This is a genomic window from Nostoc sp. (assembly GCF_036917275.1).
Taxonomy (GTDB): Bacteria; Cyanobacteriota; Cyanobacteriia; order Cyanobacteriales; family Nostocaceae; genus Nostoc.
The window spans coordinates 40,703-66,965 of the sequence record NZ_JBALDF010000002.1; the positions used below are offsets into that span (position 1 = coordinate 40,703).

The following is a 26,263-nucleotide window of genomic DNA, read 5'->3' on the forward strand; positions in this document are numbered from 1 at the left end:
GTTACCCCCCTTAGTCCCCCCGATATATTGGGGGGAAACAAGAAAAATCCGGTTCCCTCACGCCACATGCTTCTCCCAAGGGGAGACGCTGCGCGAACAAGTCGGGCATTGCCCGCCCAACGCAGTGGCTCCCCAATATATCGGGGAGGGTTAGGGAGGGGTAAAAAATATTTTATACATCATTATGGACTTTTCAAACATCCTCTAAGGTAGCCGTTCAGGAGGATAAAATAAGCTGATCGTGTCAAAATGTTAAATGTATACTTTATTTGCAAACTCATTTATGCCAAAAGCAATTTGGAATGGAACAGTTTTAGCTGAGAGTGATAATACCGTAGTTGTGGAAAACAACCATTATTTCCCTGCTGACACCATTAACAAGCAATACTTCACAGACAGTAACACCCACAGTACTTGTCCTTGGAAAGGTGTTGCCAGCTACTACAGTATTGACGTTGATGGGAAAGTCAACAAAGACGCCGCATGGTACTATCCCAGTGCCAAGGAGAAGGCTAAGAATATCGAGGGTTATGTCGCCTTCTGGAAGGGTGTAAAAGTTGAGGCTTAATAAAGGTTCCTGGAAGTATTTTATTTTCAGGGAGATTAATATTATGTCCGGCTAATTGCCTATTAAATAATTAGCCCGCGCAGGCGGGCTAATTATTTAAACTGTTCTTGTCATCACTTGTTTGACGACTATAGACAAGGATTTTGGAGTGTAATCTACTGAAGCGATCGCTATCATCAACTCTAATCCGAAAAGCACACAGAGGATGATTTGGTTACACCATCTCAACCAATGCAGTTCAAGTAAAACTTTATTTTGAGACGTAATTATACCTTTGCTTTGCGAAATGCTGCTTGCTTTTTCTGCGCCAGCCAAGCCAGACTACCCGCAAGTATAATACCAGCGATCGCACTAGGTTCGGGTACTGGTTTTGATATAATAGCATCGGGTGGAAGAATTATGCCGATTGTTAGTAGAGCTAGGTTTCCTGCTAGACCAGCGCTGATTTGGTCAGGATTGCTGCCGTTGACGTTGCTGAGGGCAATGTTTAGGTTTTTAGTAGAGATAGTTAAATTGCCGGCGTTAGTGGTGTTACCTAGAGTCGTTATTTTACTTATTTTACTACCATCGAGCAGCAAATCTATATAATCCGTAGTATTGATATTTACAGTATTGTTACCGCTGATGATCGTATTGATCAGCTTTAGTCCACGACCATTAATATCTATCTTAAAATTGTCGCCGCTAATTGTGCTATTGGTAAACGTTAGGTTACTAAAATCGTGAGCATTGAAATTACCAGCGATCGCCAGCCCAGAAAGTGTAACATCGGCGGCGCTAATGTCAAACACGGGGAATTGATGATTACCATTGATGGTAAGTAAATTAGCACCTGGGCCATTAATAGTAAGATTTTTAGCGATCGCAATTGCCCCACTCGTCAGGGTAATTTTACTGGGGTTACTTCCCAATAAGAACTCTACCACGTCATTGCTATTTGCAATGTTGATAGTGTCTCGCAACGAGCCAACGCCACTGTCATTGAGATTGTTAACCGTTAAGGTAGCAGCTTGTGCTGATTCCACCTGCATTATTACCCAGCCCAGAGCAACAGCTGTGGAAATAGCTTGAGCGAGAGCCTTTTTTCTATTGTTTTTTATCATCTGAAACTCCTTGTATTAATTTATCAAAATTCCCAAAACTTCGGATATTATTCATACATCTTAGAGGTTGTTTGAAAAGTCATGATTGATGTATCAAATATTTTTTACCCCACCCTAACCCTCCCCTTATAAAGGGGAGGGAACTAGATTTCCGATCTCCCCCCTTGACAAGAGGAGCCACTGCGTTGGGCGGGCAATGCCCGACTTGAAGCATGTGGCGTGAGGGAACTAGATTTCCGGTCTCCCCCCTTGACAAGGGGGGATTAAGGGGGGTAAGGATGTACTTCATTTAGATGCAAAATGCTGTAAGCTGCATGGCGAGTTGAAGAAATTGAAGTTCCTCTAAGCTACAAATGAGTATCCATTTATAACTAATGCTTAATTTATTTGACTAAATTTGAAGCATTTATTATGAATGCGACAGCATTTGTTATAAATGAGTAGACAATTGCTGTAAATGAGTATCCATTTATAACTAATGCTTAATTTATTTGATTAAATTTGAAGCATTTATTATGAATGCGACAGCATTTGTTATAAATGAGTAGAGAATTGCTGTAAATGAGTATCCATTTATAACTATTGCTTAATTTGTTTGATTAAATTTTAAGCAATTGTTATGAATGCGACAGTAATTGCAGCAAATGAGTACGCATTTATAGCAAATGCTCAAACTGTTGTTGCTAACATACCAATATTCGTAACATCTGCCTCTATCTTTGGAACAAATGGGCAAGCTATCGGTTACTACCGCAAATTTATTTGTAACGTCGCTGCTGCAAAAGTATTTAAATTATTCTTGTGAAGAGGATTTTCTTTAAGCTTCGCATTGTACGAGTAACAACATTATGCTGAGGCTAAGCTTGATAGAAATCGGGGTAAGGCATATTCTGGGCGCATTCCCAGGCTAAATAGTAGTATTCATCATTCAATCGCCAATAACCACTTAAACCTTTGACTACCTCAAAGCGATGCTGATTATCCTGTAGAATTTTCCCTAAGCTTTGCTTCTTCTTTGATTGAACTCGGACTATCAATTGTCCACTTGACAATTTGTGTTCCTATTTCCTATGCTCTGAAATAATCCCTAAACTCTGCAATTCCTGCGGCAGCTAAAAAATAGGCGCGATATTTATAAAATTTTTGACATTCATCTTTCAAATTTACTAAACGCGTTGGGCGGGCAATGCCCGACTTGAAGCACCTGGCGTACGACTTCTAGTCGCCAAGGCATTATAAGTTAAAACAAGCGGTACGTTAGCCAAAGGCTAACGCACCCTATGAAAATATCTAAAACCTAATTATGAATTATCAATTATCAATTAGAAGCTGCCTTTTCTGCGACATTACGAATTATTTCCTCCAGCGTTTGGAGTAATTCTTGCTCGTTATAAGGTTTAGAAAAGTAAGCCCGCGCCCCCAATTGCATAGCTAATTGCCGATGTTTATTGCTACTACGAGAAGTCAGCATCGCAACTGGAATATCTTTTGTATCAACGTCTGAATTTACCTTACCTAAAAAGCCATAACCATCTAGGCGAGGCATTTCAATATCACAAATTACTGCCTCAACTCTTAATCCACTATGGAGTTTATCTAAGGCATCTTGACCATCTTTAGCTTGTTCTACTTGATACCCTCCTTTTTCAAGGGTCAGGGCTAAAAAGCGGCGAACATTAATTGAGTCATCTACGATTAAAATTGTGCCTTTCTGCTTAATAGACGCTGCTGATATTTTTTCTTCATCAAATATCAGGAACGGTGTTTTTAATCTTGCTGATGGTAATTGAGTTTCTTTGGAAGTCCGTCGATTCGTAGCAATCCAATATAGCAACTCATTGACATTAACTAGTGGCACTACTCGACCATCACCGAGAATCGTACAATTGCTGAAGCCTTCAGGTAAAGGTATATTTCCCTCGACTTGACGAATAGCAACTTCCTGTTCACCCCAGCAACGGTCTATTTGGATTGCTACTGGCTGATTATTCCCTTTGACTACTAACACACTATTAGCATTAATCGCTGCCGGAGTCTCTAATTCTGAGATATCGTAGCGCAGGCAATTAAACTCTAAATAAGAAGTCAAGCGAATCAGTGGTAGCATAGTTCCTTGCCAATTTAGGACTTCGCTACCTGCCATTTGGAAAACTCGCTCGTCTTGGAGTAAGGATATTTCTGAAATAACATCTGTGGGAAATGCCAATAGCATTTTGTTGATTTCTACCAGCAGAACTCGCGCTACAGAAAGTGTAAATGGTACTGATAGGGTGAAGGTAGTACCAACTCCTGGTTCCGTATCAACTTTGACATCTCCCCGAATTAGTTTGAGGTTGTTGCGAACTACATCCATACCGACACCGCGGCCAGATAATGCTGTGACTTGCTCGGAGGTGGTAAAACCTGGTTCAAATATTAGTGATAACAGTTCTTCATCACTAGCATTAGCGAGGAGAGAAGCATCCAATCCCATAGCTAGGGCGCGGATGCGAATTTTCTCTAAAGAAATGCCCCAACCATCATCACGGATAGTAATCAGGGTACGATTACTGCGGTGAGTAGCTGTAATTTCAATCAATCCTTGTTCTGGTTTACCCAAAAGGCGGCGGGTGCTAGAGTCTTCGATACCATGATCGAAGGCGTTCCTTAACAGGTGCATTAAAGGTTCATTTAATGCTTCTAAAATGCTGCGTTCAATTAAAGTATTGCCACCTTCAATTTTTAACTGGACATTTTTCCCATACTCTACATTTAAATCGCGCAAGGCTCTGGGAAAACGTTCGATTAAATCGGACAGCGGCCGCATTCGGATGTGATTTAGCTTTGTTTGTAACTGTTTTGATGTTTTGTTTAATTTCCGAGCAATTTGGTCTGTATCATCTACACTGAGTTGCACATCAGTTGTGACTTCCTGTACCTGAACAATGGTTTCCATAACTTCCTGCGATCGCAGGTTGAAATCGTTATAGCGATCCATTTCTAAGGAATCAAATTCTCTGTCTGTGCCTTGTATTTGGTGGCCATTTTCAGCTTGCGGTTGCACCCCAAGAGACATGGCAGCTTCAGGAGAAATTTTGTCGTAGGCTGTACGTAACTCCTGGTTTTCTTGGTCGAGAACTTGGACTCGCTGCTTCAGGTTACGAACGAGTTTGCGTAATCTTTCTAATTGCGAGTTTAACCCATTCCGCTGAACAATCAGTTCACTAAATAAATCATTAATTTGCTCTAGTTGTTTGCTGGGAACTCGGACACTATTTTCATGAATATCCCGCTCTTTCCCAACACCATTTGGCTCTCCTTTGCCTTCGCCAAATCTGGTATCTTGAGGATTATGTTCTCTAACAAATATTGTATTTTGCTCTGTGACATTGACAGCATTAACGTCATCAGCAAATTCTGCATCCAAAAATGTAAAATTGGCAGCAATACCTGCGGCGGGCTGCGCCAACGCTTCATGATTAATCCAATTTTCTCTAGTGTTTTCTGGTTGCCAAACAGATGTTGATACTACTTCTGTATTTGTGTCAATAACCTGTGGTATTACTTCTGCTTGTAATAGTGGCTGTGATTGCGTATAACTACCCAAGTCAATTTCTGTAGGTAAGTTATCTAATTGATTTGTCAGGATCAAAGCTTGCGATCGCCGCCATGCTTGCAATGCTAACTGGGCAATTTCTGGAATGCGCGAACTGCTAACAATTTCTAATTGCTGCGTTATTGACTCACAAAGCTTGGTAAAAGCAGCCAACTGGAGCATTTCCCCTAAACCGCCCAATTCAGTTGCCATGATCACAACTTCTTCATGCAAACCAGGCTGTTCACTATCTGCCAATATAGATTCTAGGTGCTGCAAACACTCTTCTACTTCTGTGCCAAATAGCAAGGGGATAATGTCTTGCCCATCTTCTGGGGATAGCATGGTTGAGGCATCCTCAGGGGTAGGGTCACCCAAGCGATCGTGCAACTGATCAAAAATTGGGTAACAAAAGGTTGCTAACCACTGATCTTCGACAACATTTCCTTCTGCAAGCAATTCTACAATCTGACGCAGCCAGTCAACTCCAGATAGCAATAAACTTTGTAACTGAGTATCAATTTCTAGAGAATTTTTTTTAGTTTTTAAAACTTTAAAGGAATCTTCTAGACGGTGAGACAAATCACTTAGCGATTTAAATCCCATCATCCCGGCGCCACCTTTGATAGAATGAGCAGCCCGGAGTGCAGCATTGATTTTATCCAAATCGATCCGGTTAGTAGTATCAATTTCCAGTAATACTCCTTCCAGGATATTTAAGTAATCAGTTGCTTCTTCCAGAAACTGCATCTGGATTTCTAATTCTTTGTCTTGCAGCATAGTTTTTGTTAATAGTCAAACAATTTTGGATTTTAGATTGTAGATTGATCCATACCTAAATTCACAGGCTTGCTATTTAATTTTAGATTTTGGATAATAGAATTATTCTCCTGTTGAAATTCGCTTGCTCCAGACATTTTTATATTTTGAATCTTCTCTATGAGAGGCTCCGCCAACAATTCCAAAATTCAAAATTTAAAATCTAAAATTCGACCATTTGTCAGTAGTAAGTAGTGAAAACTAAACAACTGACAAATGACCGCTAACTAACTTTGAAAGTCTCGACAGTCTCTTGCAATTGCTGGGAAATCTCCACAGTTTGTTGCAGAGATTCGGAAACTTGGCGAGAAGAATCGCTGGTGCGTTGTGATACAGCCGCAATATCTTTCATCAATTGGGTGACACTTTGCGATGTTTCTACCTGAGATGCAGTTGCAGTGGAAATTGACTGCACTAAGGAGTCAATTTGATGCGATACATCCAAAATTTGACTCAGACTTTGTTTAGCTGACTCCACAATTCGAGTCCCTTCTACCACTTGGGTGGTTCCTATTTCCATTGCCTGCACCACTTCACTGGTTTCTCGTTGGATATTTTCAACAATTTGTTCAATTTCTTGGGTTGCTGCGGCACTCCTAACTGCTAATTCCCCGACTTCTTCAGCAACTACGGCAAAACCTTGACCTTCTTCACCTGCACGCGCTGCTTCAATACCAGCGTTGATGGCAAGCAAGTTGGTTTGGATGGCAATTTGGTTAATCAAGGACACCACGCGAGAAATTTGTTGAGAAGATTCTCCAAGGCGTTTCACTTTTTTAGCAGTTTCACCCACAGTTTCCCGCAAAGAGAGAATATTTTGTACTGTCAAATCCATTGCGTGTCCACTCTGAGTGGCGGTGTGGGCGGCGTGGTTGGCAATGAAAGCAGCTTTTTCGGCGCTTTCGGCTACGGCTTTCATGGATTGGGTCATTTTGTCAACAGCATCGAGAGTGCGGTTTATTTCGGCAGCTTGGGTGAGTGCTTCCTCTGCTAAGTGGCGGATGGCTCCTTCGTTAGAGCCAATAGCACTATTCACGTAGATAGCAGCCTGTTGAACTTGGGTAACAATATCCCGGAGGCTTTCCACAATGGAGTTGAAAAAGTCGGCAACAGTGCCTATTTCCCCAGAGGTCACGTCTGCACGCACTGTCAAGTCGCCTCTGGCTGCACTTTCTACGTCGTTGAGCAGTTCTAAAAGTTGCTGTTGCAGTGTTTCTTTTTGATGCCGTTCATCGTCAGAACTGATTACTACAACATTCCTAGCTTGTTCTATCTCCTCTAACAACTTGGCTTGTTCTAAGGCATAGCCAATTTGAGTTGCTATCTGTTGAAACAAGTCAATTTCCGGCTGTTGCCAAATACGAGGAGTTTCGCAATGATGAGCAATTAATAAGCCGAGAAGTTGCTCTTGGGCTAGAATCGGTACAATCAAATGACCTTTGACAGCAAATTCTTCCAACAGTTGAGTGTATCCATTGGCATTTTTCAAGCTTTGGTCTTGATGAATGTTAGCAACTGCTTGCACCCGGCGATCATGAGAAGTTTCTAGATAACGTTCCCGAAAATAGGGGTCATCGATTTGGACTCGGATCATTTCCGGCCAATTACCAGTTACCGATTCAGCAATGACGACGCCATCCCAAGTATCTGGATTCAAACTATAAATGATTACTCGGTCTGTTTTTAGCGATCGCTGAACTTCTTTTACTGCTGCGTGATAAATATCTTCGGTCTTGAGAGTTCTCCGAATTTGTTGGGTAATATCTGCTAATAATTTTACGCCTTCAACATCCAGTTCTTGTTCCTTAACTAAGACCTGCAATTGTTCGGCCATCTGGTTGATATTTGCACTCAATACCCCTAATTCGTCTTCTCTTTCAATTTCCAGACGGGTGTTGAATTTACCTTGCCCAAGCTTTGCTAATGCCGCAGTCGCATTGATAATTGGCTGTGTAGTAAGTTTAGCTAACTGAGATGCGATCGCAGCCACAATCAATGCTGTCAGTGCTGTACCAATAGCTATAATCCACAACAATTGTCTTTGCGGCTCAAATAAAATTGCTGTATCTGTGGATAAAAGTACTTGCCAGTTTAAATCTGGCAAGCCGTTTAACTTACTGGCTGGTACGTAGCTGACTAGTTCTTGTTTTTTGTGAGTTTTGGGAACTTCTATAAAACTATCTACTTTTTTGGCTGCAAGGAGTTTAGCTAAATTAGAATACTCTCCCTTTGCCTGTTTCCCCAATAATTCTTGTTGTGGACTCAAGAAAACTGTTCCCGAAGCATCGAGCAAATGGTATTGTTGTCCATTGGCTGCATAGTTTTTGATGACTTCCTCTAAAGATTTTACGGGCATACGTGCTTGTACCACGCCAATAGTTTGGCCCGTCCTTGTCTCTTTCACAGGTACAGCTATATAAATACTTACTTTACCTGTATTTTTTGCTGCTTCAGGTTTGCTGATTATAGGAGTATCTTTTTGTAAAGCGTCTTGAAAATAAGTACGGTCTTTTTGGTTTTCCAGGGGTTCGCCTGTGGATTGCACAATCAAGTTACCTTGGCGATCAAAGACAGCAATACTGTCATAAGCTTTGTAGGCTTCGACAACACGATCTAAGACTGCTTGTTTTTCTCGAGTGGTGATATCGGCACTAGCTGGAGAATTAGTTAAAAAAGGCAAACTTGATATTACCTGAATATCACCGTAGCGTCCCAACATAAAACGGTTAAGTTTATCACTTAAACCAGTGGCTTCGGCTTGTTGAGATTGAGTAATTTGCTTAGTAATCGACTTGTTGGCAAAGCTAAAAGCGATCGCGCCTATGCCCAATACTGGTATTGTACCGATTGCGATCGCCAAAATAGTCGCTTTCTTAATCAATCCTAACCTTGTAAAAGAGGCAATAGCCTGATTTAGGGAAGAATTATTAGTCCTTTCAGTAGTAAGCTTACTTGGTAGCTTTACTACACTACCAGTGATTTTTTGGGATGAAATCAGCGATGCTCGATTTTGAGCGCCACTACCTTGATTCGTGTTGGTTTTATTAAACATAAAAGTAGTTCTCCTAAATACGTGAATAAGAACACTAAAAATCCTTTTTTAGTAGTACACCCTAATCACTCTGGAGAATAGAAGACTGCACAATCGCCTGTGCATCTAATACCAGTAATATTTCTTCTTGTTGCACAACGCACCCACATAAATAAGGAACTAAACTGGATGCCACTTGTCCTATAGGAGAATGAATAGCATCAACTGCGAACTTAGTTGTACCTTTTATTTCTTGGACAACTAAGCCTAACACCAATGATTCCACCCGAATAATGAGCGCATTGTACTGTCGCAGTCGATAATCTAGAGATTCTAAATTGAGCATTCTTGGTAAATCAACTACCCAAATTATCCGACTCCGCCAATTCATTAACCCTAATATGCAGGGGGGCATATTAGGCATTGAGGTGATAGATTCAATAGGCACAATGATTGCTTCTTGCGTATGTTTCATTGATAAAACAGCAGTAGTCTGTTGATTTAGCTGAAACTTTAGATAACCATCTGCTAAATTATTTAGGATTGGTTTTGAAGGAAGTGTAATGTTTGTACTAGTCATTGATTCAAATTACCACTGATTTAATAGTACGCAGGAGATGTTCGCGGGTGTATGGTTTAGTTATATAGGCATCTGCACCTTGTTTCATTGCCCACAAACGGTCAATTTCTTGATTTTTAGAACTACAAATTACAATCGGCACTTTTACAGTAATCGGATTTCTTCTTAGAGAACGACACAATTCAAATCCACTCATTTCGGGCATTACTACATCAGTAACGATCGCATCTGGTTTTTCTAACACAGCTTTTTCTAAAGCTTCTTTTGCACCAGAAGCTTTAATGACGTTGTAACCACTCTCTTTAAGATAATGGCTCATCAATTCCAATTCGCTGGGGGAATCTTCTACAATCAGAATTGTGCCAAGTAAAGTCAGGCTCACTATTAAATCTCCTAAAAAGAAATAGGATAAAAATTCAGGAGTCAGAATTCAGAATTGAATTAGCATAGCTTGTTAGTAACTTACTAACTTCCTCAAGTTTAAATATTAATCCCGAAGCATCACCATATTCCAAGTCATTTGAAAGAATTAGATAATAACGACATTCTTCCAAAGAACCTTGTGCAATGTTTAAAAAACGTCCTTTATCTGCTAATCCTTTTTTCTTAAATCCATCTGCTATATTTGCTGGTATAGAAATTGCTGCCCTTCTAAATTGAGAGGTAAGCCCATATATTTCTGATTTAGGAAAGTGAGCAGTAAATGGATATACTAATAAAATAAATTGATGTGCTTTTTGCCAAACTATCAAGTCTTGAAATGTTTTTGCTAGTTGTCTCATTTCTTCTGACTCCGGAATTATGAATCCTAAATTAACCAAGATGCTTAAAAACCATTTTTAGCAATTCTGATTGTGTAAAAGGCTTAGTCAAATATCCTGATGATCTGACTAACTTAGCCTTTGCCCTGTCGATAAATCCTGTTCTACCAGTCACCATAATTATCGGTGTATTTTTAAAAGCCGAATGTTTCCGTAATAAAGAACATAGCTCGTAGCCATCTAAACTTGGCATTTCAACATCTAGCAAAATCAGATCGGGCTTACTTCGGAGAATTTGCATTAAAGCTTTTACCGGATCATTGATCATCACAACTGAAAAGGTGTTTTCATCCAAAAAGTGTTTGATGGAATTCAAAACTGTTTGGCTATCATCAATACAGGCAATTGTATATAGTTTTTTGCTAACAGTTGGCTGAGTAGTTTTATTATTCTCAGGAATATCAAAATTGATTTGAATCGGCAATTTTTGCCCAAGTTTTATTTGCAGTTGTGGCTGAAATTGAGACGGTTGTATTGTAGACAAAACTTGGGAACCTCTACCAGCCGGAATTGATGACTGGATATTTTGCCGATTTCGTAACTGCTTTTGACAGTGTTCAACAAGTAACCGCAAATCCAGGGAACAGAACTTTGGTAGTTCATCCAAAGAGCTTTCAGGACTGAATTCATAACTACCTTCTTTTAAGCATAGAAATGATTCCAGTACTTCTTTTGCCAATTCGTCTATCAGCCTTGCTGCTTGCACAGAGGTGATATAGTCCTGATTTACTAACCAACAAATAGCTTGGTAATCCGCATTTGGTATTGATTGATGTTCATTCTTCGTCTCAAACATCAGCCGCATCTGCACGCGAGTAGCGCTGTTGAGAGCAGGAATTTGCTGGCTCAAGCGTCGCAAGTGACTGTCAAGGCGCTCAAATAGTTTATCTGAATAGGAGGCATAAGTAAGTTTCCCCTCCTCTAGATAGATTGACCAAGAAACTATTTCAGTAAATATATTTAAGCAGCCTGTAGCACGCCGACTAGTTAATTGTGCCAACAGAGATAGCGGATGTAGTTTCTGGAATAATCTGTAGCTACCTATAGGAGTTGTGCTCATTTTACTTTTACTTCAGCTAAATTCGATAGGTGTAAGCTAAATTTGTGCAGAGTTATTCCACAATTGCAATCAAGTAAAAAGGATAAAACACCTGTATTTTAAAATACATTTAGTTTATATTTAGGGATTGTGGTGAAACTCAACGACAACAGCGTTATTTTCAAATGATCAAATCTCAGTAAATTCGTAAATTATGATTAATTTACTTCCTGTTACCGAGATTTACAGACATCTTTGAAGAATAAGACATAAAAATGTCAAGAGTATATGAAGCCACTTTCCATTGAGTAACCCCTATCTGACCACAGGAATAATACCGATTTTATTGACGGTAATACATTTGAACTCCTGTATTTACACTTAAGTAAAATCTAGTCATTAACTAGCTAAGGGCTAGATGAAGCCACTTTGTATCGAGTAATTTCAATTTGACCATAGCAATAATACTGATTTTTTTAACAAAAATAAAACATAATTCAGAAGAGCTAATGACAATACTAGAAAAAGGCGTGAAATTAATCGGCGTCTCCAGGTGAATTGTTCTATTTGTCCGAAAAACTTGCGCGATCGCCAAGTCAAGCCCCTGTCAGTTGGGCGTGTAATTGTTGCCACTTGGCATCCCTAAGAAACCATAGTTTTAGAAACTATCCGTCAGATGGGATTAGAATTACAAGTCATATTAAATAAAGGGGCGGTGATGGTTCTACCGTCAGGAATTAACAAAGCCACAGGGTTAGCCGCCGCCTTGGATGAGATGCAGTTATCACCTGAAAATGTAGTCGGCATTGGCGATGCAGAAAATGACCATGATTTCCTCAATTTTTGTGGTTGTTCAGTAGCAGTTGCTAATGCTTTGCCAACGCTCAAAGAGCGTGTGGATTTTGTGACTATAGTCGGGGGGATGGTGTTATAGAACTAATTGAAAAACTAATAACCTGAGATTTAGCTGAATTCGGGCATTAATTTGAGCAGGTTTATATAAATAAAAAAGGAGAGTATTGCTACTCTCCTAACGTAATATGAGTGAGTTAAAATTTATTTTCTTAGTAATGAAGTCTTGCTTGACGTTCACGCAATTCACGAGCGTGTCGTTCACGAGCTTGACGTTCACGCAATTGACGAGCGCGTTGTTCACGAGCTTGACGCTCACGTAATTCACGAGCGTGTTGTTCACGGACTTGACGTTCGTGTTGGAGTTTACTATTATTAAAAGCTACAGTATTACGATTCAAATGATCATGCTCAGATTTAAATTCAGCAGCATTAGCATTTTGAGAAAAAGTAGCAATTGAAGCAGCTGTTAATAAGCCTCCAAGAAGAATAGATTTAAAGCGGTTCATATATTTAATCTCCCTTGCATTACTTGATTTGTATATTCTCAATATAATGGGAATAATCAGGTACATGCCTGTATACAAAGTCATGTTGAAGTAGTTACTTTTGTCACTAATAGGATTTATATTTGATTTTTGAAATCAGATAACGGTCGAAACCTGTGATGACATGGGTTATACCTTAGTACAACACGGCGAAAATGGAGCAATCATTTAAAAACCCTAAAAAGCGCATTCAGTAATACTTTTGACTTTTGACTTTTGACTTTTGACTTCCGCCTTGCGGTACTAGTATGCCTAGTAAAACTCAAGAAAAGTATTAGGTGAATAGAATTCGCTACTGCGTGTTGCGATCCTTCACTTTTGTCTCGATACCTTTCTCCTGATTGCGAATTGGTGGATTGGCTGCAATTATGGGAGAATCATCGGTGAAGAGGAAAACTTGATTAAACTTGGCTTCTTGTTGAAACCAAGTTGCCATTACAGAAGCATCTCGCCTGGCAAAGTTTAGCGATGCCTGCGGCGGGCTACGCCTACGCAGATTCTCATAGTAATTAATCCCAACAACAATCGCCCAATTCCTACCCAGATTCAAGCACCAATTATTTCCGCTTGAATTTAAAAGTCATCGCTCCTTTTCCCCCAGCTTTACCACCACCAATCCCGAACAAACTGATTTGTCCTTCGCCATTGACTTCTACTGAGAGTTCCACCTCATTAAGCTGCATTTTAGAATCGGGTTGATCAGCTTCATCAAGCATTTCCCGCATTGCTTCCAGAAACCCCTTCATTTCTTGCTTGAGTTTAGTTACCTCTACTTTGTGTCTAGTAATTACTATTTCGTCTTTTTTTCGACTAACTACTATTTCTTCAGTGGTTTCAACTCCGAGTCGTCCTCCTCTATCTCCACTGCTTCTTGCTCCAATATTTCTGAATGTTTCATTGGTGGTACTTGATGTTTCAGCCGTTTCTTCGGTAATAACCCAGATGGCTTTTGGGGTGGAATTTTCTGCTGACATAAATTTTCTTATTGAAATTATTCTTGATTTAACTAGCTTTTACCAAAGCTTCTAGCACCGCCGTTCTGGCTTCCAGTTCGGCAACTCTTTGGTTTAATGGTAAATTTTCAACACATCCTAAATAGTGCGCCAAAGCGCCAACTACTACCTCAGTTTTAGATGTGCCAGTCTGTTGAGCGTAGTTGTTAAGCTTTTCTAGAAGATACGGGGGAATTCTGACGACAATTTGAGGTTTGGTCATGGCAGGCAATTATTTTTTAGTTCTAGACTATCGAACTGCATGACAGTGCATTACTATTATTCAGTAGTAACACGTAAACTGGCAATAGAGAAGAAGAGATTAGTCAACACCAACGCAGAAATGGCTAAAAATTGGGCGATCGCGATCGGCATTAATCAGTACAACAATCTTCAGCACCTAAACTACGCCAAACTTGATGCCCTTGCTATGCGCGATTGGTTTGAAAAGGAAGTGCGGTTTGACAAAGTGTTTCTGTTTACAGAGGATTCTCCCCCAATTCCCGCCTCTCCAACACATATTCCCACTCAACCTACTTACGGTAACTTGCGGCGGTTTTTACGGGCAAACTTTGAAAACCCACTATTGGCACCAGGGGATAATCTCTGGTTTTTCTTTGCTGGTCACGGATGTCGGTCAGCTGACCGAGACTATCTTATGCTGATAGATAGCGACCCAGGCGATGTAGAACATACGGCAATTCCTGTTGATTATGTTACCCAAAGATTGCGCCGCAGTGGAGCAGATAATGTAGTGTTGTTTTTAGATGCTTGCCGCGATGAAGGAAGCAGGCGAGGAGAGGGTATTGGTGAACAACATCAGGGAGTAGTCACCTTTTACTCTTGCAGTCCCAGTCAAAAGTCTTATGAAATTGAGCAGTTGCAACACGGCTCATTTACCCAGGCGTTGTTAGACGGGTTGAGGATAGCAGGTGCAGGAAACTGTGCCAGAGTAGAAAGGCTGGAGCGATATTTACAATGGAGAGTTCCCACAATAAATCAAACGCACCGGAAAACTCCACAATATCCCTATGCGATCGCTGAACCAGCTAACAAATTACACTTAATTTTGTTGCCCGATTATGCCACGCTGACTGATATTGCCACGATGAAACTTGACGCTTATCAAGCGGAAGTCAAAAAAGAGTGGGAATTAGCCAGACAGTTATGGATTCGCGTGAATGTGGCTGCTAGGGGTTCCGATATGCAAGCAATTGAGGCATTTTCTAGAATTCCCCAGCGACTTGGAGAGTCTTCTGTACCTCCAAAAATTATTGAAGTTATTACTTTATCAAGGGAAAATAGATCAGTAGTTTCTCAACCAGCACCTACAGCACATCAAGCTGGACTACAGGTTTTTCAGTTTGAAATAGTGAAGGTAAATGCAAGTGGTCAAGAGGTGAAACGAGACAGAAGTGAAGCCCAATATTTCACCGAAGACTTAGGAAATCGTGTCAGCTTGGAAATGATTGCGATTCCCAGTGGCAAATTCCTGATGGGTTCACCATCAGAGGAAGGAAGTAATTACGAAAAACCTCAGCATGAAGTGACGGTTCAATCATTCTTGATGGGTAAATACTCAGTTACCCAAGCGCATATGGAAAAGAGTAGCAGCACTACCCAAAGTTAATCGTGACTTGAAAGCTGATCCATCTTATTTCAAAGGAGATAAACGACCAGTAGAGGAAGTATCTTGGAACGATGCAGTTGAGTTTTGCGATCGCCTCTCGAAATATACAAACAAGCAATATCGTCTACCTAATGAAGCTGAATGGGAATATGCCTGTCGTGCAGGAACAAATACAGCCTTTCATTTTGGCGAGACGATAACGACTGAGTTAGCCAACTACGATGGAAATTCTACTTACGCTTCTGAGCCAAAAGGAAAAAATCGTAGAGAAACAATAGAGGTAGGCAGTTTTCCACCCAATGCCTTTGGATTGTACGATATGCACGGGAATGTCTGGGAGTGGTGTCAAGATACTTGGCATGGCAGCTATAAAGGAGCGCCTAGAGATGCAAGTGCATGGATAGATAATGATAATGAATATGGAATTCTGCGGGGCGGTTCCTGGATCGACGATTCTAGAAACTGCCGTTCTGCGTCCCGCGGCAACGACGATAGGGCGGTGCGCGACTACTTCTTCAACGTTATTGGTTTTCGTCTTGTCTGCGCGGTTGGGAGGACTTTTTAGCCCTTTACACTTTAGCTCTTTTGCCCTTTGCTCTTATTTTCTTTACCCTTTTTGAGTGTAGTGAAGCGGAACGATCTAATTTTTTTTGAAAATCAAAGGTTCCATTATAGAGAAAATTAATTAGGACTTACGCACGGATTACGATTTTACGTCATTACGAACGTTGGCGCAGCCTCTCGTAGAGAAGCGAAGTAATCGCAAAGGCTTGGTTTTTCTTCACGATTGCGTAAGTCCTATTAATCTTACAGCTATTTTCAGGTAAATACACCACACGGTAGGGGCACAGCAATGCTGTGCCCTTACAACAGATGTGGTTCAAATACATGAAAACTGTAAATTTATCTCAAATATTTAGAGTGTCTTAGCATGGTGTAACACAGCAGATTCTCAAAGCAAACCAGCGTTTACTTAATAACTGAGCGATCGCAAATTTAATAAATGCGGATAAAAGGACTTGAACCTTCACTCCTTTCGGAACTAGAACCTAAATCTAGCGCGTCTGCCAATTTCGCCATATCCGCATCAGTTTACTATAATACCATAATAAATTATTTATGGAAAGGGAAAATGTGGGACAAGGGAGAAATTAATTTCCTATGCCCCATACCCAATTACATGACTGCAACACGAGGCAGACGATGTTTGAACCCGCAGAGAATTTCCCATGAAATAGTGTTTAATTCTTCTGCCCAATCGTCGGCTGAAATTTGTTCTTTTCCCTGTTCTCCTAGTAAGGTGACTACTTCTCCTTCTTGGATATTGGGTATGGCACTCACATCCAGCATCAACTGATCCATAGTAATTGTCCCAATTTGCGACACTCGCTGACCGCGAATTAACGCCTGCATTTTGTTGGAAAGACCGCGAGGAACACCGTCAGCATAGCCAATTCCCACGACAGCGAGGCGAAGTTCACGCGGGGCAATAAATTGATGTCCGTAGCTAACACCAGTTCCTGCGGCAATTGTTTTAACTTGGGTGACTCGTGCTTTAAGTTCCAAAACGGGCTTCAGGTCGATCGCATTTTGTAAATGGGTTGCTGGGTAGAGTCCGTAAACCGCTAAACCTACTCGCACAATGTCGTAGTGCAATGCCGGATTTGTGAGTGCAGCCGCTGAGTTTGCCAAGTGCAAGCAAGGCACTTCGATTCCCATTGCTTTGATTTGAGCGATCGCTTCCTCAAATCGTTTATGCTGTTCTTCCATTACCGTAGTATCAGGATCATCTGCTGTTGCCAAATGGGAATAAATACTGGCAATAGATAGATGTGGTAAGCGTTGCACTAATTGCACAAATTCACCAGCTTGCTGCCAATTAGTTCCCAACCTGGACATTCCCGTGTCTAATTTGATGTGTACTGGGATAGGGGAACCATAATTCATGGATTCTAAGGCATCAGAAAATACCAAAGCTTGTTTAGGGCTACAGAGTGTCGGCTGAAGTTTCCAGTGAGCGATCGCATGAATCTGCTCTGGTGTATGAGTTGCTCCTAAAATCAAAATGGGCGCTTGAATTCCGCCTTCTCGCAATTGAATAGCTTCTGGAACTGTCGCTACTCCTAGCCAACTAGCTCCCGATTGGATTGCAGTTTGGGCAACTGTTACCGCTCCATGTCCATAAGCATCAGCTTTTACTACCGCCATCAACTGGGTACGCGGTGATAAAAACTGCACCAATTGTTGTATATTGTATGACAATGCCCCTAAATCAATTTCCACCCAGGCTCGTTGCGAAAACCACGCGTAGGTGTCGCACTGCTGATTAGAAACTACACCAGGGATTTCTTTGCGACTTAACATTTGTACTGACTCCTATTCCACCACGGCTAAACTTCCAAGTTATCTATCTATACACGCTCCTAAAAGCGATATCAGATTAAATAGGAAGTTTACCCTTCATATTGGAATAGATACAAGGTGTTGCGGCACTAACTCTCAACTCATAACTTAATTTCCGAATTCTCCCGAAAGTATAATTTATTCTCATCTCCCTAGCAGGGTGTATTTGTGTTAATATTTATGTAAAGCTAATACCCTGAGCGCAGATAAATGGGGAAGGTTTTAGTCTTAAACGCATCTTACGAACCTCTCAATATAACGAGTTGGCGTCGTGCTGCGGTTCTGTTAATCAAGGGCAAAGCAGAACGCGTGGAACATAACGGTAAATTCCTTTATTCAGATTTCCCGTTGCCGACCGTAATCCGGTTACGTCATTATGTACGCGTTCCTTATAAAGAAATTCCTCTGACTCGCCGAAATATATTGCACCGTGATGGTCATGGCTGTCAATACTGTGGTTACACAGGGGATGAGTTGACTCTAGACCATGTGATACCGCGATCGCGCGGCGGGGGCGATACCTGGGAAAACATTGTGACCGCTTGTGTCCGTTGCAATGTCAAAAAAGGCAGTCGCACTCCCCACGAAGCTCATATGCCTTTGCGTCATCCCCCCCGCCAACCTTATAGCAGCCTCTATTTCGAGGTCAGCAAACATCTTAAGAGTGGACTACACAAAGAGTGGCAAAAGTATGTTATAGGGCTTTGACATACGTAACCTAATCCTAAAAGCATAAAGAAATAGTCACAGGTTGGCGTTTGTGATTATTTTAGAGTCTGGCTAAAATTGTGTTGGACACATTTGCCTTAACAAATTGTCTGTTGAATCAGGTTTGTTCAGGCATTGTAATGCACATTTTTTGGCAGAAACCAATGCAGTAGTCTGCATAAATCTAGGCAATAAAGACAGCAGCCGACGTTAGTGGGTTGCTAGCCCTGTTCATTAAAAATAATTGTTAATTGCTCAATAGTCACAATAATGAGAATATTGAGCATAAAAATATTTCAAATATAAAAGACTAGCCTGAAAGTATAAAATAGGAAGTATACCCTAAGCGAAATAAAAATTTCGCTTATTCAATTTACAGAAGAGAAAAAAGTTCCTAAAACAGATTATATGCTGCCAGATACAGCCCGATATCTTAAACTTCCATTGTTTCCAGCGCTTATACACCCTCTAGTGGAATTTAGTTGATTCTTAAGCGCTGTTACGGATAAAAAATATACTTAGATGTATAGTGCAATGTCTTGATATTTTTGCGAAGATCATAAGAAAGTGGCTAAATTCAGTGAATTGCTGCTCGTAGTATTTCTGAATTAAAGGAGCCTCACACTTTAAAAAAGTTCCCTATGTACTTGAATTCTCCCGTTACTCATTTAGAGAGTTTGTCATTGACCACAGAGCCAAACCCAGAGGAACCTGAAATCGAGAAAGCGCCAGTGGAAGTTGCATTTAAGAGTCCGTCATTACCGCCATCGGTAGGTGAAGGAGCTATATATCTCAATCACCGTGGTAATTCTCTGGTACAACAAAAGTCAGAAGAACTGCAAAAAACCTTTCTGGCACACCGACACGATCGCCAACTGATAATTCTGCAAGATTTTCCTGACCCTGATGCCCTTTCCTGTGCCTGGGCTTACCAGTTAATTGCCCAGCAATATGATATCAAATGTGAAATCATTTATGCTGGCGCATTGAGCCATCAAGAAAATATTGCCTTGGTGAGGCTGACTAATTTACCTATCCACCGCTGGACGCCGCAAACCTTGAAAACCAAAGATTTGTCATCTTATCAAGGTTTTGTATTAATCGATAACCAGGGAACCACTTCACAGCTACTATCATCGGTGCAGCAGGCTAAAATCCCCCTAGTAGCCCTGATTGACCATCACAGTATCCAAGGTGATCTCCAAGCAGAGTTTGAGGATATCCGTCCCTATGTAAGAGCGACAGCAACAATTTTTACTCAATACCTGCAAACGGGATTACTGGCATTAGACACTAGCATAAATCAACACGTCAAATGCGCTACTGCCTTGATGCACGGCTTGCGATCAGATACGAATCGGCTAATGCAAGCGCAAGAAGAAGACTTTATGGCAGCTGCATATTTGAGCCGATTTTATGACGCCCAATTGCTAAACGCCATTTTACAGGCGAACTGTTCCAAGCGGGTAATGGATGTGATCGAGCGATCGCTCAAAAACCGCATCGTTCAAAATAACTTTTCCATTGCTGGTGTTGGTTACCTACGCTACGATGACCGCGATGCCATCCCCCAAGCGGCTGATTTTCTCGTCACCGAAGAAAACGTCCACACCGCCGTAGTTTACGGCATCGTTCATGATGAAGACGAAGAACTAGAAATAGTCATCGGCTCCTTGAGAACCACCAAACTTACCCTTGACCCTGATGAATTCATCAAAGAAGCGTTTGGACAAGATAGCGCCGGGCGGTTTTTTGGCGGTGGAAGGACAAGCGCAGGCGGCTTTGAAATTCCAATGGGTTTCTTATCTGGCAGTAACGAAAATTCCGCCTATGCGAAAATGAAATGGGAAGTATTCGACGCTCAAATTAAGCAAAAATTGCTGAGGTTGGTTAATCCTAGAGATAACCCGATTCAGTCAGAATAGAAGGAGATCAAGGAGATGGGGAGAACTCCTAACTTATGCAGCAGTCAAAGTGTTTGGTCAAATAGCATCCCTAAGTCATTCGTTATCAACATATTTCCCGACTTTTCTAAAAGGTCGGGAATCTTGTTTTTCTCAGGGAGACTGAACTGATTGTGGATGTAATTTGTGCCTAATTTTAAGTAGGTAGGCACAAATAAAATTAACTCGCATGTACCTATTGTATAAGTGTAGATATGCCCGACATATCAGGAGTCATTTGTTAAAATTACTGTAAGTTTGTTAACTAATTATCAAGATATGCACTTGGAATGCGAATAATATATTTTGAATTTCTCATTCCCAGACGACCTGTTTTGTTACAGACAAAGAAAAGATAAAATCTTCAGGCATGGAAGAATTTTGTGGCTTCTTTAGTTCCGGCAATGCTACCAGATGAGTTTTTGACAAGGCTATCTGAGTGATACCAAATCCATAACACTTAGAACGTCTAACGCCACGTTGCACTGAATAGATGGCAGATCAACGAATACGTAATAATGATTAAGATTAGGATAGGTTAATTAACATCAGACGTAACTCCTAACTAAGCACGGGCTACACCCCGCTACGCTAACAAAATTTAAAGTATGGAACTATACTTAATTCGTCATGGCATCGCCGAAGACAAGGGATTAGGCATCAAGGATGAGGAGCGCAGCCTTACCAAAGAAGGAAGGCAAAAAACTGAGAAAGTTGCCCAGAAACTTGTTAAATTGGGTTTAAGCTTTGATTTGATTCTCACCAGTCCCTTAGTGCGGGCCCGCCAAACGGCTGAAATCCTTATAGCAGAAAAACTAAGCTCCCAGTTAGAGGAATCTAGCCACCTCGCCCACGATGGTCAAATTTCTAGTTGGCTAAAAGACTGGTTAGAGCCAAGGAATTATTCCCAAAATACCCAACTGGCGCTGGTTGGACACGAACCTGATTTGACCAATTGGGCAGAAATTCTCTTATGGGGAGAATTCAAAGCAAGCTTGGTCTTGAAAAAAGCAGGTATGATTGGGATAAAACTACCAGAAACAGCTTCTCCTCTGGGTCGTAGTCAGATGTTTTGGTTGACACCACCCAAGTACCTGCTATAACAGTTTTTCAACATTTTTGATTGTTGTTAGAACGGCTACTGTTATGGCGACAATAAATTTCTGGTAAGTTAGCTTGATCAGATATTTCAAAAAGCAAATGGTGTTGCCATGATGGTGTGCGAATACAAGCCTGGTTTAGAAGGCATTCCCGCCGCCCAATCAAGTATCAGCTATGTTGATGGGCAAAAGGGAATACTAGAATATCGTGGCATCCGGATTGAAGAATTAGCAGAAAAAAGTACATTTTTGGAAACTGCTTATCTCTTAATCTGGGGCGAACTGCCAAGCAAGGAAGAACTGGAAGGATTTGAGCATGAAGTTCGTTTCCACAGGCGGATAAAATACCGCATTCGAGACATGATGAAATGCTTTCCAGAAAGCGGTCATCCAATGGATGCCTTGCAAGCCTCTGCTGCTGCTTTAGGCTTGTTTTATTCGCTCCGCGATTTACACAATCCTGCCTACATTCGAGATTCGGTAGTGCGCCTGATAGCAACCATTCCCACGATGGTGGCGGCGTTCCAACTGATGCGAAAAGGCAATGACCCGGTACGTCCTCGTGATGACTTAGACTACTCCGCCAACTTTCTGTACATGCTCAATGAGCAAGAACCCGATCCTCTGATGGCGCGGATTTTTGATATCTGCTTGATACTTCAGGTGGAGCATACAATGAATGCTTCCACCTTTAGTGCCAGGGTGACAGCTTCAACCTTGACTGATCCTTATGCTGTGGTTGCTAGTGCTGTGGGAACCTTGGGAGGGCCTCTGCATGGTGGAGCCAATGAAGAAGTGATTCAGATGTTGGAAGAAATTGGCTATGTGGAAAATGTACGCCCCTACATAGATGATTGTCTGCAACGCAAAGCGAAAATTATGGGCTTTGGGCATCGTGTTTACAAAGTGAAAGACCCACGAGCCACAATCTTACAAGGTCTAGCAGAACAGCTGTTTGAAAAGTTTGGGCATGACAAATTCTATGACATTGCCCAAGAGATGGAACGTGTGGTAGAGGAAAAACTTGGTAGCAAAGGGATTTATCCCAATGTTGACTTTTATTCGGGTTTGGTGTATAGAAAGATGGGGATTCCCACAGACTTGTTTACGCCAATATTTGCGATCGCCCGCGTTGCCGGTTGGTTAGCCCACTGGAAAGAACAACTAGCAGAAAACCGGATTTTCCGTCCTACCCAGGTTTACAATGGTCGGCACGAAGTTACTTATACCCCCATTGACCAACGTTAACTCACATTAGGCATTGGGGAACCAGCGCCGTGGGCGGGTTTCCCGACTTGAGGCGACTGGCGTCATTGGGCATGGAAAATCGAACCAATGCTCCATACACTATGCGCTTTTTGGGCGGTCTTCACAGATCGCATCACTGCGTAAGTCCGGAAATATATATTCTCCCCTTGTCCGCTTAATAGTCAATCTCAATGCCTACCATAAGTAGGAGTTCTCATCTCGCTTCAGGGTGCTCAAACCATCCAACGATATACTAGGCATGGGAATTGGCAACAAATCTTCAATCGGGCGTGATCACGGCAAAAATTATAAATGGGTGAATTTACAGGTATTAATTCAACTAATAGTTGTAACTCACCATGACTCGATGTCTTAAAGAGCGGAAACATGAACTCAGGAATTGACCTCCAAGGAACTTTTATTGAATCCCTCCGGGATTTAGGTATACCAGCAGGAACAGCCAAAGCGATTTGGATGCCCCTGCCAATGATACTGATGCTGATTGGGGCAACAGTGGGGGTATTAGTTGCTACTTGGCTAGAACGGAAAATTTCCGCCGCAGCACAGCAGCGAATTGGTCCAGAATACCAGGGGCCTTTTGGGTTGCTGGTGCCTGTAGCGGATGGTCTAAAGTTGGTATTTAAAGAAGATATAGTGCCAGCCAAGTCTGACCCCTGGCTGTTTACCCTCGGGCCAATTATTGTTGTAATTCCGGTGTTTCTGTCGTTCCTGATTGTCCCCTTTGGGCAGAATATCGTAATTAGCAATGTGGGCATGGGCGTATTCTTGTGGATTGCCTTATCTAGCATTCAACCCATTGGCTTGTTGATGGCTGGCTACGCATCTAATAACAAATACTCCCTCTTAGGGGGCTTGCGGGCAGCAGCGCAATCTATTAGTTATGAAATTCCTTTGGCACTAGCGGTGTTAGCGATCGCTATGATGTCTAACAGCCTCAACACTGTTGATATTGTCAATCAACAGTCTGGCTATGGCATCCTGGGCTGGAACATTTGGCGACAACCCGTCGGTTTCCTGATCTTTTGGATAGCCGCCTTAGCTGAATGCGAACGATTACCCTTTGACTTACCCGAAGCGGAAGAAGAAATCGTAGCAGGCTATCAGACTGAATATTCAGGCATGAAATTCGGTCTGTTCTACCTGGGTTCCTACGTTAACTTGATCCTTTCTTCCCTACTAGTAGCAATTCTCTACCTGGGTGGTTGGGACTTTCCCCTTCCCCTCAACCTCATCGCTAGTTGGCTGGGAATCAGTGAACTAAATCCTGTGTTCCAGATAGTAACTGCGGCTTTGGGGATCACGATGACCGTGTTCAAAGCTTATTTACTAGTATTTGTCGCTATCTTGTTACGCTGGACAGTGCCACGGGTACGGATTGACCAACTGTTAGATTTAGGATGGAAGTTTTTGTTGCCAGTTGGCTTGGCTAATCTCCTATTAACCGCCGCCCTGAAACTAGCCTTTCCCTTCGCCTTTGGCGGGTAAACCAATTTTAGATTTTAGATTTTAGATTTTGGATTAAGTCTGAAATCTAAAATTCAAAATCCAAAATCCAAAATCCAAAAGAGAGAGACACAAAATGCTAAAGTTCCTGAAACAAGTTGGTGATTACGCCAAAGAAACAGTACAAGCTGCGCGTTACATTGGTCAGGGACTTTCTGTTACCTTCGACCACATGCGGCGGCGTCCGATTACCGTACAGTACCCTTACGAGAAACTGATTCTTGGGGAACGATTTCGCGGTAGAATTCACTTTGAATTTGATAAGTGCATCGCCTGCGAAGTTTGTGTTCGCGTTTGTCCGATTAACCTGCCTGTAGTAGATTGGGAATTCGACAAAGCCAGCAAAAAGAAAAAACTTAACCACTACAGCATTGACTTTGGAGTTTGTATCTTTTGCGGTAATTGTGTGGAATTTTGCCCCACTAACTGTCTATCCATGACAGAAGAGTATGAGCTTTCCACTTACGATCGCCATGAATTGAACTATGATAGCGTGGCGCTGGGCCGTTTGCCCTATAAGGTAACAGATGACCCAATGGTTACACCACTACGCGAACTAGTTTACCTACCCAAGGGCGTCCTTGAACCCCACGGACTGCCTGCGGATGCGCCACGTGGGGGTGCGCGTCCAGAAGACCTTGTGGAACAAACAGAAAAATAAATGTCATTTGTCCTTTTCCTAGTGACCAATGACCAATGACCATGCAAATTTGTGATTAATGATTTTGGATTCAAACAAAAATCTAAAATCTAAAATCTAAAATCCAAAATTGATTGATTAAGGACAAAAAACAGTGAATCTAGCGGAAGGAGTACAGTTTGTATCGCTTGGCATACTGGGCGTGATGATGATTGGGGCAGCGATTGGCGTGGTACTGTTCTCCAATATCGTTTATTCTGCTTTTATGCTGGGGGGCGTGTTCATCAGCATAGCGGGAATCTACCTGTTGCTAAATGCTGATTTTGTTGCAGCTGCACAAATACTGATTTACGTTGGGGCGGTTAACGTGTTGATTTTGTTTGCCATTATGTTGGTGAACAAGCGGCAGAATTTTGTAGCATTTCCCAACTCTTGGGTGCGGAAAGTGCTAACAGGTATAGTCAGTGTAGGATTGTTTGCTCTTTTAAGTACGATGGTGCTGGCTACTCCTTGGGCCTACTCAACTGCTCCTGTGGTGGGTGGTGAAAGTTCTATAGTTTTAATTGGAGAGCATTTCTTCACTGACTTTTTATTGCCTTTTGAATTGGCTTCCATTTTGCTGCTGATAGCGATGGTAGGAGCAATTATTTTGGCACGTCGCGAGTATTTGCCAGATCAAGTGACGCTATCCGAACTACCGCAAACCATTTTAACTTTGCAAGAACGCCCCAGAGAACTGGTATCAACAACTAGCGAAACAAAAGAATAAGATTTGCGACCTCAGTCGCAGAGAAAGAGCCAGTTTTTACAGGAGGGATACTCAGATTCATGCAACTCCAGTACTTTTTATTACTAGCAGCAGCTTTATTCTGCATCGGCATCTACGGTTTAATTACCAGCCGCAACGCTGTGCGGGTGCTGATGTCAATTGAGTTACTGCTCAATGCTGTTAATCTGAATTTAATGGCATTTTCCAACTTCCTCGACTCAACATTAATTAAAGGTCAGGTTTTCACAGTATTTGTGATTACCGTGGCGGCGGCCGAGGCGGCGGTGGGTTTAGCGATCGTGCTTGCCATTTATCGTAACCGTGATACCGTCGATATGGAGCAGTTTAATCTCCTGAAGTGGTAATTGTGC

Annotated in this window: 24 protein-coding genes, 1 tRNA gene and 1 pseudogene; 12 read left to right on the plus strand and 14 right to left on the minus strand. The window is 41.7% G+C overall.

What is annotated here, in order from left to right; all coding sequences use genetic code 11:
- Positions 1-283 precede the first annotated feature (283 nt).
- Positions 284-568 carry a DUF427 domain-containing protein gene (locus tag V7K35_RS00380; RefSeq protein ID WP_335075446.1) on the plus strand — a complete coding sequence of 95 codons (285 nt, stop codon included), beginning with the start codon at positions 284-286 and terminating at the stop codon, positions 566-568.
- Positions 569-834: 266 nt separating this feature from the next.
- Here V7K35_RS00380 and V7K35_RS00385 read toward each other — a convergent pair whose 3' ends face one another.
- A complete protein-coding gene (locus V7K35_RS00385) occupies positions 835-1,671 on the minus strand; it encodes a PEP-CTERM sorting domain-containing protein (protein WP_335075448.1) in 837 nt (278 codons plus the stop codon).
- A gap of 619 nt (positions 1,672-2,290) precedes the next feature.
- On the opposite strand from V7K35_RS00385, the gene V7K35_RS00390 reads away from it, so the two are divergent.
- A complete protein-coding gene (locus V7K35_RS00390; protein ID WP_335075450.1) occupies positions 2,291-2,476 on the plus strand; it encodes a hypothetical protein in 186 nt (61 codons plus the stop codon).
- Positions 2,477-2,528: 52 nt separating this feature from the next.
- Here the strand turns inward: V7K35_RS00390 and V7K35_RS00395 are convergent, their stop codons facing one another.
- The 7 genes from V7K35_RS00395 to V7K35_RS00425 form a co-directional block, all read right to left on the minus strand.
- Positions 2,529-2,723 carry a hypothetical protein gene (locus V7K35_RS00395; RefSeq protein ID WP_335075452.1) on the minus strand — a complete coding sequence of 65 codons (195 nt, stop codon included), beginning with the start codon at positions 2,721-2,723 and terminating at the stop codon, positions 2,529-2,531.
- 266 nt (positions 2,724-2,989) lie between these two features.
- The gene (locus V7K35_RS00400) at positions 2,990-6,025 is read right to left on the minus strand and encodes a hybrid sensor histidine kinase/response regulator (RefSeq protein WP_335075454.1); all 3,036 of its coding nucleotides are present in this window, start codon (positions 6,023-6,025) and stop codon (positions 2,990-2,992) included.
- Between the two features lie 262 nt (positions 6,026-6,287).
- On the minus strand, positions 6,288-9,116 hold the full coding sequence (locus V7K35_RS00405) for a methyl-accepting chemotaxis protein (RefSeq protein WP_335075456.1): 2,829 nt from the start codon (positions 9,114-9,116) through the stop codon (positions 6,288-6,290).
- Between the two features lie 61 nt (positions 9,117-9,177).
- A complete protein-coding gene (locus V7K35_RS00410) occupies positions 9,178-9,675 on the minus strand; it encodes a chemotaxis protein CheW (RefSeq protein ID WP_334797399.1) in 498 nt (165 codons plus the stop codon).
- 4 nt (positions 9,676-9,679) lie between these two features.
- Positions 9,680-10,057 carry a response regulator transcription factor gene (locus V7K35_RS00415; RefSeq protein WP_335075458.1) on the minus strand — a complete coding sequence of 126 codons (378 nt, stop codon included), beginning with the start codon at positions 10,055-10,057 and terminating at the stop codon, positions 9,680-9,682.
- Between the two features lie 34 nt (positions 10,058-10,091).
- Positions 10,092-10,457: a four helix bundle protein gene (locus V7K35_RS00420; RefSeq protein ID WP_335075460.1), complete on the minus strand. Its 366-nt coding sequence runs from the start codon at positions 10,455-10,457 to the stop codon at positions 10,092-10,094.
- A gap of 31 nt (positions 10,458-10,488) precedes the next feature.
- The gene (locus tag V7K35_RS00425) at positions 10,489-11,556 is read right to left on the minus strand and encodes a response regulator (RefSeq protein ID WP_335075462.1); all 1,068 of its coding nucleotides are present in this window, start codon (positions 11,554-11,556) and stop codon (positions 10,489-10,491) included.
- Between the two features lie 655 nt (positions 11,557-12,211).
- Here V7K35_RS00425 and V7K35_RS00430 point away from each other — a divergent pair.
- Positions 12,212-12,469 (plus strand): HAD family hydrolase, encoded by a 258-nt coding sequence (locus V7K35_RS00430; protein ID WP_335075464.1) that lies wholly within the window; start codon positions 12,212-12,214, stop codon positions 12,467-12,469.
- A 130-nt stretch (positions 12,470-12,599) separates the two neighbouring features.
- Here the strand turns inward: V7K35_RS00430 and V7K35_RS00435 are convergent, their stop codons facing one another.
- The 4 genes from V7K35_RS00435 to V7K35_RS00450 all read right to left on the minus strand — a co-directional run bounded on the left by V7K35_RS00435 (position 12,600) and on the right by V7K35_RS00450 (position 14,150).
- Complete coding sequence (locus V7K35_RS00435) at positions 12,600-12,896, minus strand: hypothetical protein (protein WP_334797403.1); 297 nt, start codon at positions 12,894-12,896, stop codon at positions 12,600-12,602.
- 331 nt (positions 12,897-13,227) lie between these two features.
- Positions 13,228-13,371: a hypothetical protein gene (locus V7K35_RS00440; RefSeq protein WP_335075466.1), complete on the minus strand. Its 144-nt coding sequence runs from the start codon at positions 13,369-13,371 to the stop codon at positions 13,228-13,230.
- 121 nt (positions 13,372-13,492) lie between these two features.
- A complete protein-coding gene (locus V7K35_RS00445) occupies positions 13,493-13,909 on the minus strand; it encodes a Pepco domain-containing protein (RefSeq protein ID WP_335075468.1) in 417 nt (138 codons plus the stop codon).
- 28 nt (positions 13,910-13,937) lie between these two features.
- On the minus strand, positions 13,938-14,150 hold the full coding sequence (locus V7K35_RS00450) for a DNA-binding domain-containing protein (RefSeq protein ID WP_298910263.1): 213 nt from the start codon (positions 14,148-14,150) through the stop codon (positions 13,938-13,940).
- Between the two features lie 120 nt (positions 14,151-14,270).
- Between V7K35_RS00450 and V7K35_RS00455 the strand changes: the two are divergent.
- Positions 14,271-16,122, plus strand: a pseudogene (locus tag V7K35_RS00455) (SUMF1/EgtB/PvdO family nonheme iron enzyme).
- A 439-nt stretch (positions 16,123-16,561) separates the two neighbouring features.
- Here V7K35_RS00455 and V7K35_RS00460 read toward each other — a convergent pair.
- Both V7K35_RS00460 and alr read right to left on the minus strand, forming a co-directional pair.
- A tRNA-Leu gene (locus V7K35_RS00460) sits at positions 16,562-16,643 on the minus strand.
- 90 nt (positions 16,644-16,733) lie between these two features.
- Positions 16,734-17,921 carry an alanine racemase gene (alr, locus tag V7K35_RS00465; protein WP_335075470.1) on the minus strand — a complete coding sequence of 396 codons (1,188 nt, stop codon included), beginning with the start codon at positions 17,919-17,921 and terminating at the stop codon, positions 16,734-16,736.
- A 249-nt stretch (positions 17,922-18,170) separates the two neighbouring features.
- Between alr and V7K35_RS00470 the strand changes: the two genes are divergently transcribed.
- The 8 genes from V7K35_RS00470 (at position 18,171) to nuoK (ending at position 26,257) form a co-directional block, all read left to right on the plus strand.
- A complete protein-coding gene (locus tag V7K35_RS00470) occupies positions 18,171-18,668 on the plus strand; it encodes an HNH endonuclease (RefSeq protein ID WP_334797409.1) in 498 nt (165 codons plus the stop codon).
- Positions 18,669-19,309: 641 nt separating this feature from the next.
- Entirely contained in the window at positions 19,310-20,593 is a 1,284-nt protein-coding gene (locus V7K35_RS00475) for a DHH family phosphoesterase (protein WP_335075472.1), read from the plus strand.
- Positions 20,594-21,219: 626 nt separating this feature from the next.
- On the plus strand, positions 21,220-21,714 hold the full coding sequence (gene sixA, locus V7K35_RS00480) for a phosphohistidine phosphatase SixA (protein ID WP_335075474.1): 495 nt from the start codon (positions 21,220-21,222) through the stop codon (positions 21,712-21,714).
- Positions 21,715-21,822: 108 nt separating this feature from the next.
- A complete protein-coding gene (locus tag V7K35_RS00485; RefSeq protein WP_335075476.1) occupies positions 21,823-22,959 on the plus strand; it encodes a citrate synthase in 1,137 nt (378 codons plus the stop codon).
- 387 nt (positions 22,960-23,346) lie between these two features.
- The gene (gene nuoH, locus V7K35_RS00490) at positions 23,347-24,465 is read left to right on the plus strand and encodes an NADH-quinone oxidoreductase subunit NuoH (RefSeq protein WP_334797416.1); all 1,119 of its coding nucleotides are present in this window, start codon (positions 23,347-23,349) and stop codon (positions 24,463-24,465) included.
- Between the two features lie 94 nt (positions 24,466-24,559).
- Positions 24,560-25,144 (plus strand): NAD(P)H-quinone oxidoreductase subunit I, encoded by a 585-nt coding sequence (ndhI, locus tag V7K35_RS00495; protein ID WP_334797417.1) that lies wholly within the window; start codon positions 24,560-24,562, stop codon positions 25,142-25,144.
- 133 nt (positions 25,145-25,277) lie between these two features.
- On the plus strand, positions 25,278-25,892 hold the full coding sequence (locus V7K35_RS00500) for an NADH-quinone oxidoreductase subunit J (protein ID WP_334797419.1): 615 nt from the start codon (positions 25,278-25,280) through the stop codon (positions 25,890-25,892).
- Between the two features lie 59 nt (positions 25,893-25,951).
- Positions 25,952-26,257 carry an NADH-quinone oxidoreductase subunit NuoK gene (gene nuoK / locus V7K35_RS00505; protein WP_006199065.1) on the plus strand — a complete coding sequence of 102 codons (306 nt, stop codon included), beginning with the start codon at positions 25,952-25,954 and terminating at the stop codon, positions 26,255-26,257.
- Positions 26,258-26,263 lie beyond the last annotated feature (6 nt).

Coding starts and splice junctions, on each gene's coding strand:
- V7K35_RS00425 (WP_335075462.1), bottom strand. CDS start 11,556: ATGAGCACAACTCCTATAGGTAGCTACAGATTATTCCAGAAACTACAT.
- V7K35_RS00390 (WP_335075450.1), top strand. CDS start 2,291: ATGAATGCGACAGTAATTGCAGCAAATGAGTACGCATTTATAGCAAAT.
- V7K35_RS00435 (WP_334797403.1), bottom strand. CDS start 12,896: ATGAACCGCTTTAAATCTATTCTTCTTGGAGGCTTATTAACAGCTGCT.
- nuoK (WP_006199065.1), top strand. CDS start 25,952: ATGCAACTCCAGTACTTTTTATTACTAGCAGCAGCTTTATTCTGCATC.
- V7K35_RS00380 (WP_335075446.1), top strand. CDS start 284: ATGCCAAAAGCAATTTGGAATGGAACAGTTTTAGCTGAGAGTGATAAT.
- V7K35_RS00420 (WP_335075460.1), bottom strand. CDS start 10,457: ATGAGACAACTAGCAAAAACATTTCAAGACTTGATAGTTTGGCAAAAA.
- nuoH (WP_334797416.1), top strand. CDS start 23,347: ATGAACTCAGGAATTGACCTCCAAGGAACTTTTATTGAATCCCTCCGG.
- V7K35_RS00440 (WP_335075466.1), bottom strand. CDS start 13,371: ATGGCAACTTGGTTTCAACAAGAAGCCAAGTTTAATCAAGTTTTCCTC.
- V7K35_RS00470 (WP_334797409.1), top strand. CDS start 18,171: ATGGGGAAGGTTTTAGTCTTAAACGCATCTTACGAACCTCTCAATATA.
- V7K35_RS00450 (WP_298910263.1), bottom strand. CDS start 14,150: ATGACCAAACCTCAAATTGTCGTCAGAATTCCCCCGTATCTTCTAGAA.
- V7K35_RS00410 (WP_334797399.1), bottom strand. CDS start 9,675: ATGACTAGTACAAACATTACACTTCCTTCAAAACCAATCCTAAATAAT.
- V7K35_RS00430 (WP_335075464.1), top strand. CDS start 12,212: ATGGGATTAGAATTACAAGTCATATTAAATAAAGGGGCGGTGATGGTT.
- V7K35_RS00485 (WP_335075476.1), top strand. CDS start 21,823: ATGATGGTGTGCGAATACAAGCCTGGTTTAGAAGGCATTCCCGCCGCC.
- V7K35_RS00475 (WP_335075472.1), top strand. CDS start 19,310: ATGTACTTGAATTCTCCCGTTACTCATTTAGAGAGTTTGTCATTGACC.
- V7K35_RS00400 (WP_335075454.1), bottom strand. CDS start 6,025: ATGCTGCAAGACAAAGAATTAGAAATCCAGATGCAGTTTCTGGAAGAA.
- ndhI (WP_334797417.1), top strand. CDS start 24,560: ATGCTAAAGTTCCTGAAACAAGTTGGTGATTACGCCAAAGAAACAGTA.
- alr (WP_335075470.1), bottom strand. CDS start 17,921: ATGTTAAGTCGCAAAGAAATCCCTGGTGTAGTTTCTAATCAGCAGTGC.
- sixA (WP_335075474.1), top strand. CDS start 21,220: ATGGAACTATACTTAATTCGTCATGGCATCGCCGAAGACAAGGGATTA.
- V7K35_RS00385 (WP_335075448.1), bottom strand. CDS start 1,671: ATGATAAAAAACAATAGAAAAAAGGCTCTCGCTCAAGCTATTTCCACA.
- V7K35_RS00445 (WP_335075468.1), bottom strand. CDS start 13,909: ATGTCAGCAGAAAATTCCACCCCAAAAGCCATCTGGGTTATTACCGAA.
- V7K35_RS00405 (WP_335075456.1), bottom strand. CDS start 9,116: ATGTTTAATAAAACCAACACGAATCAAGGTAGTGGCGCTCAAAATCGA.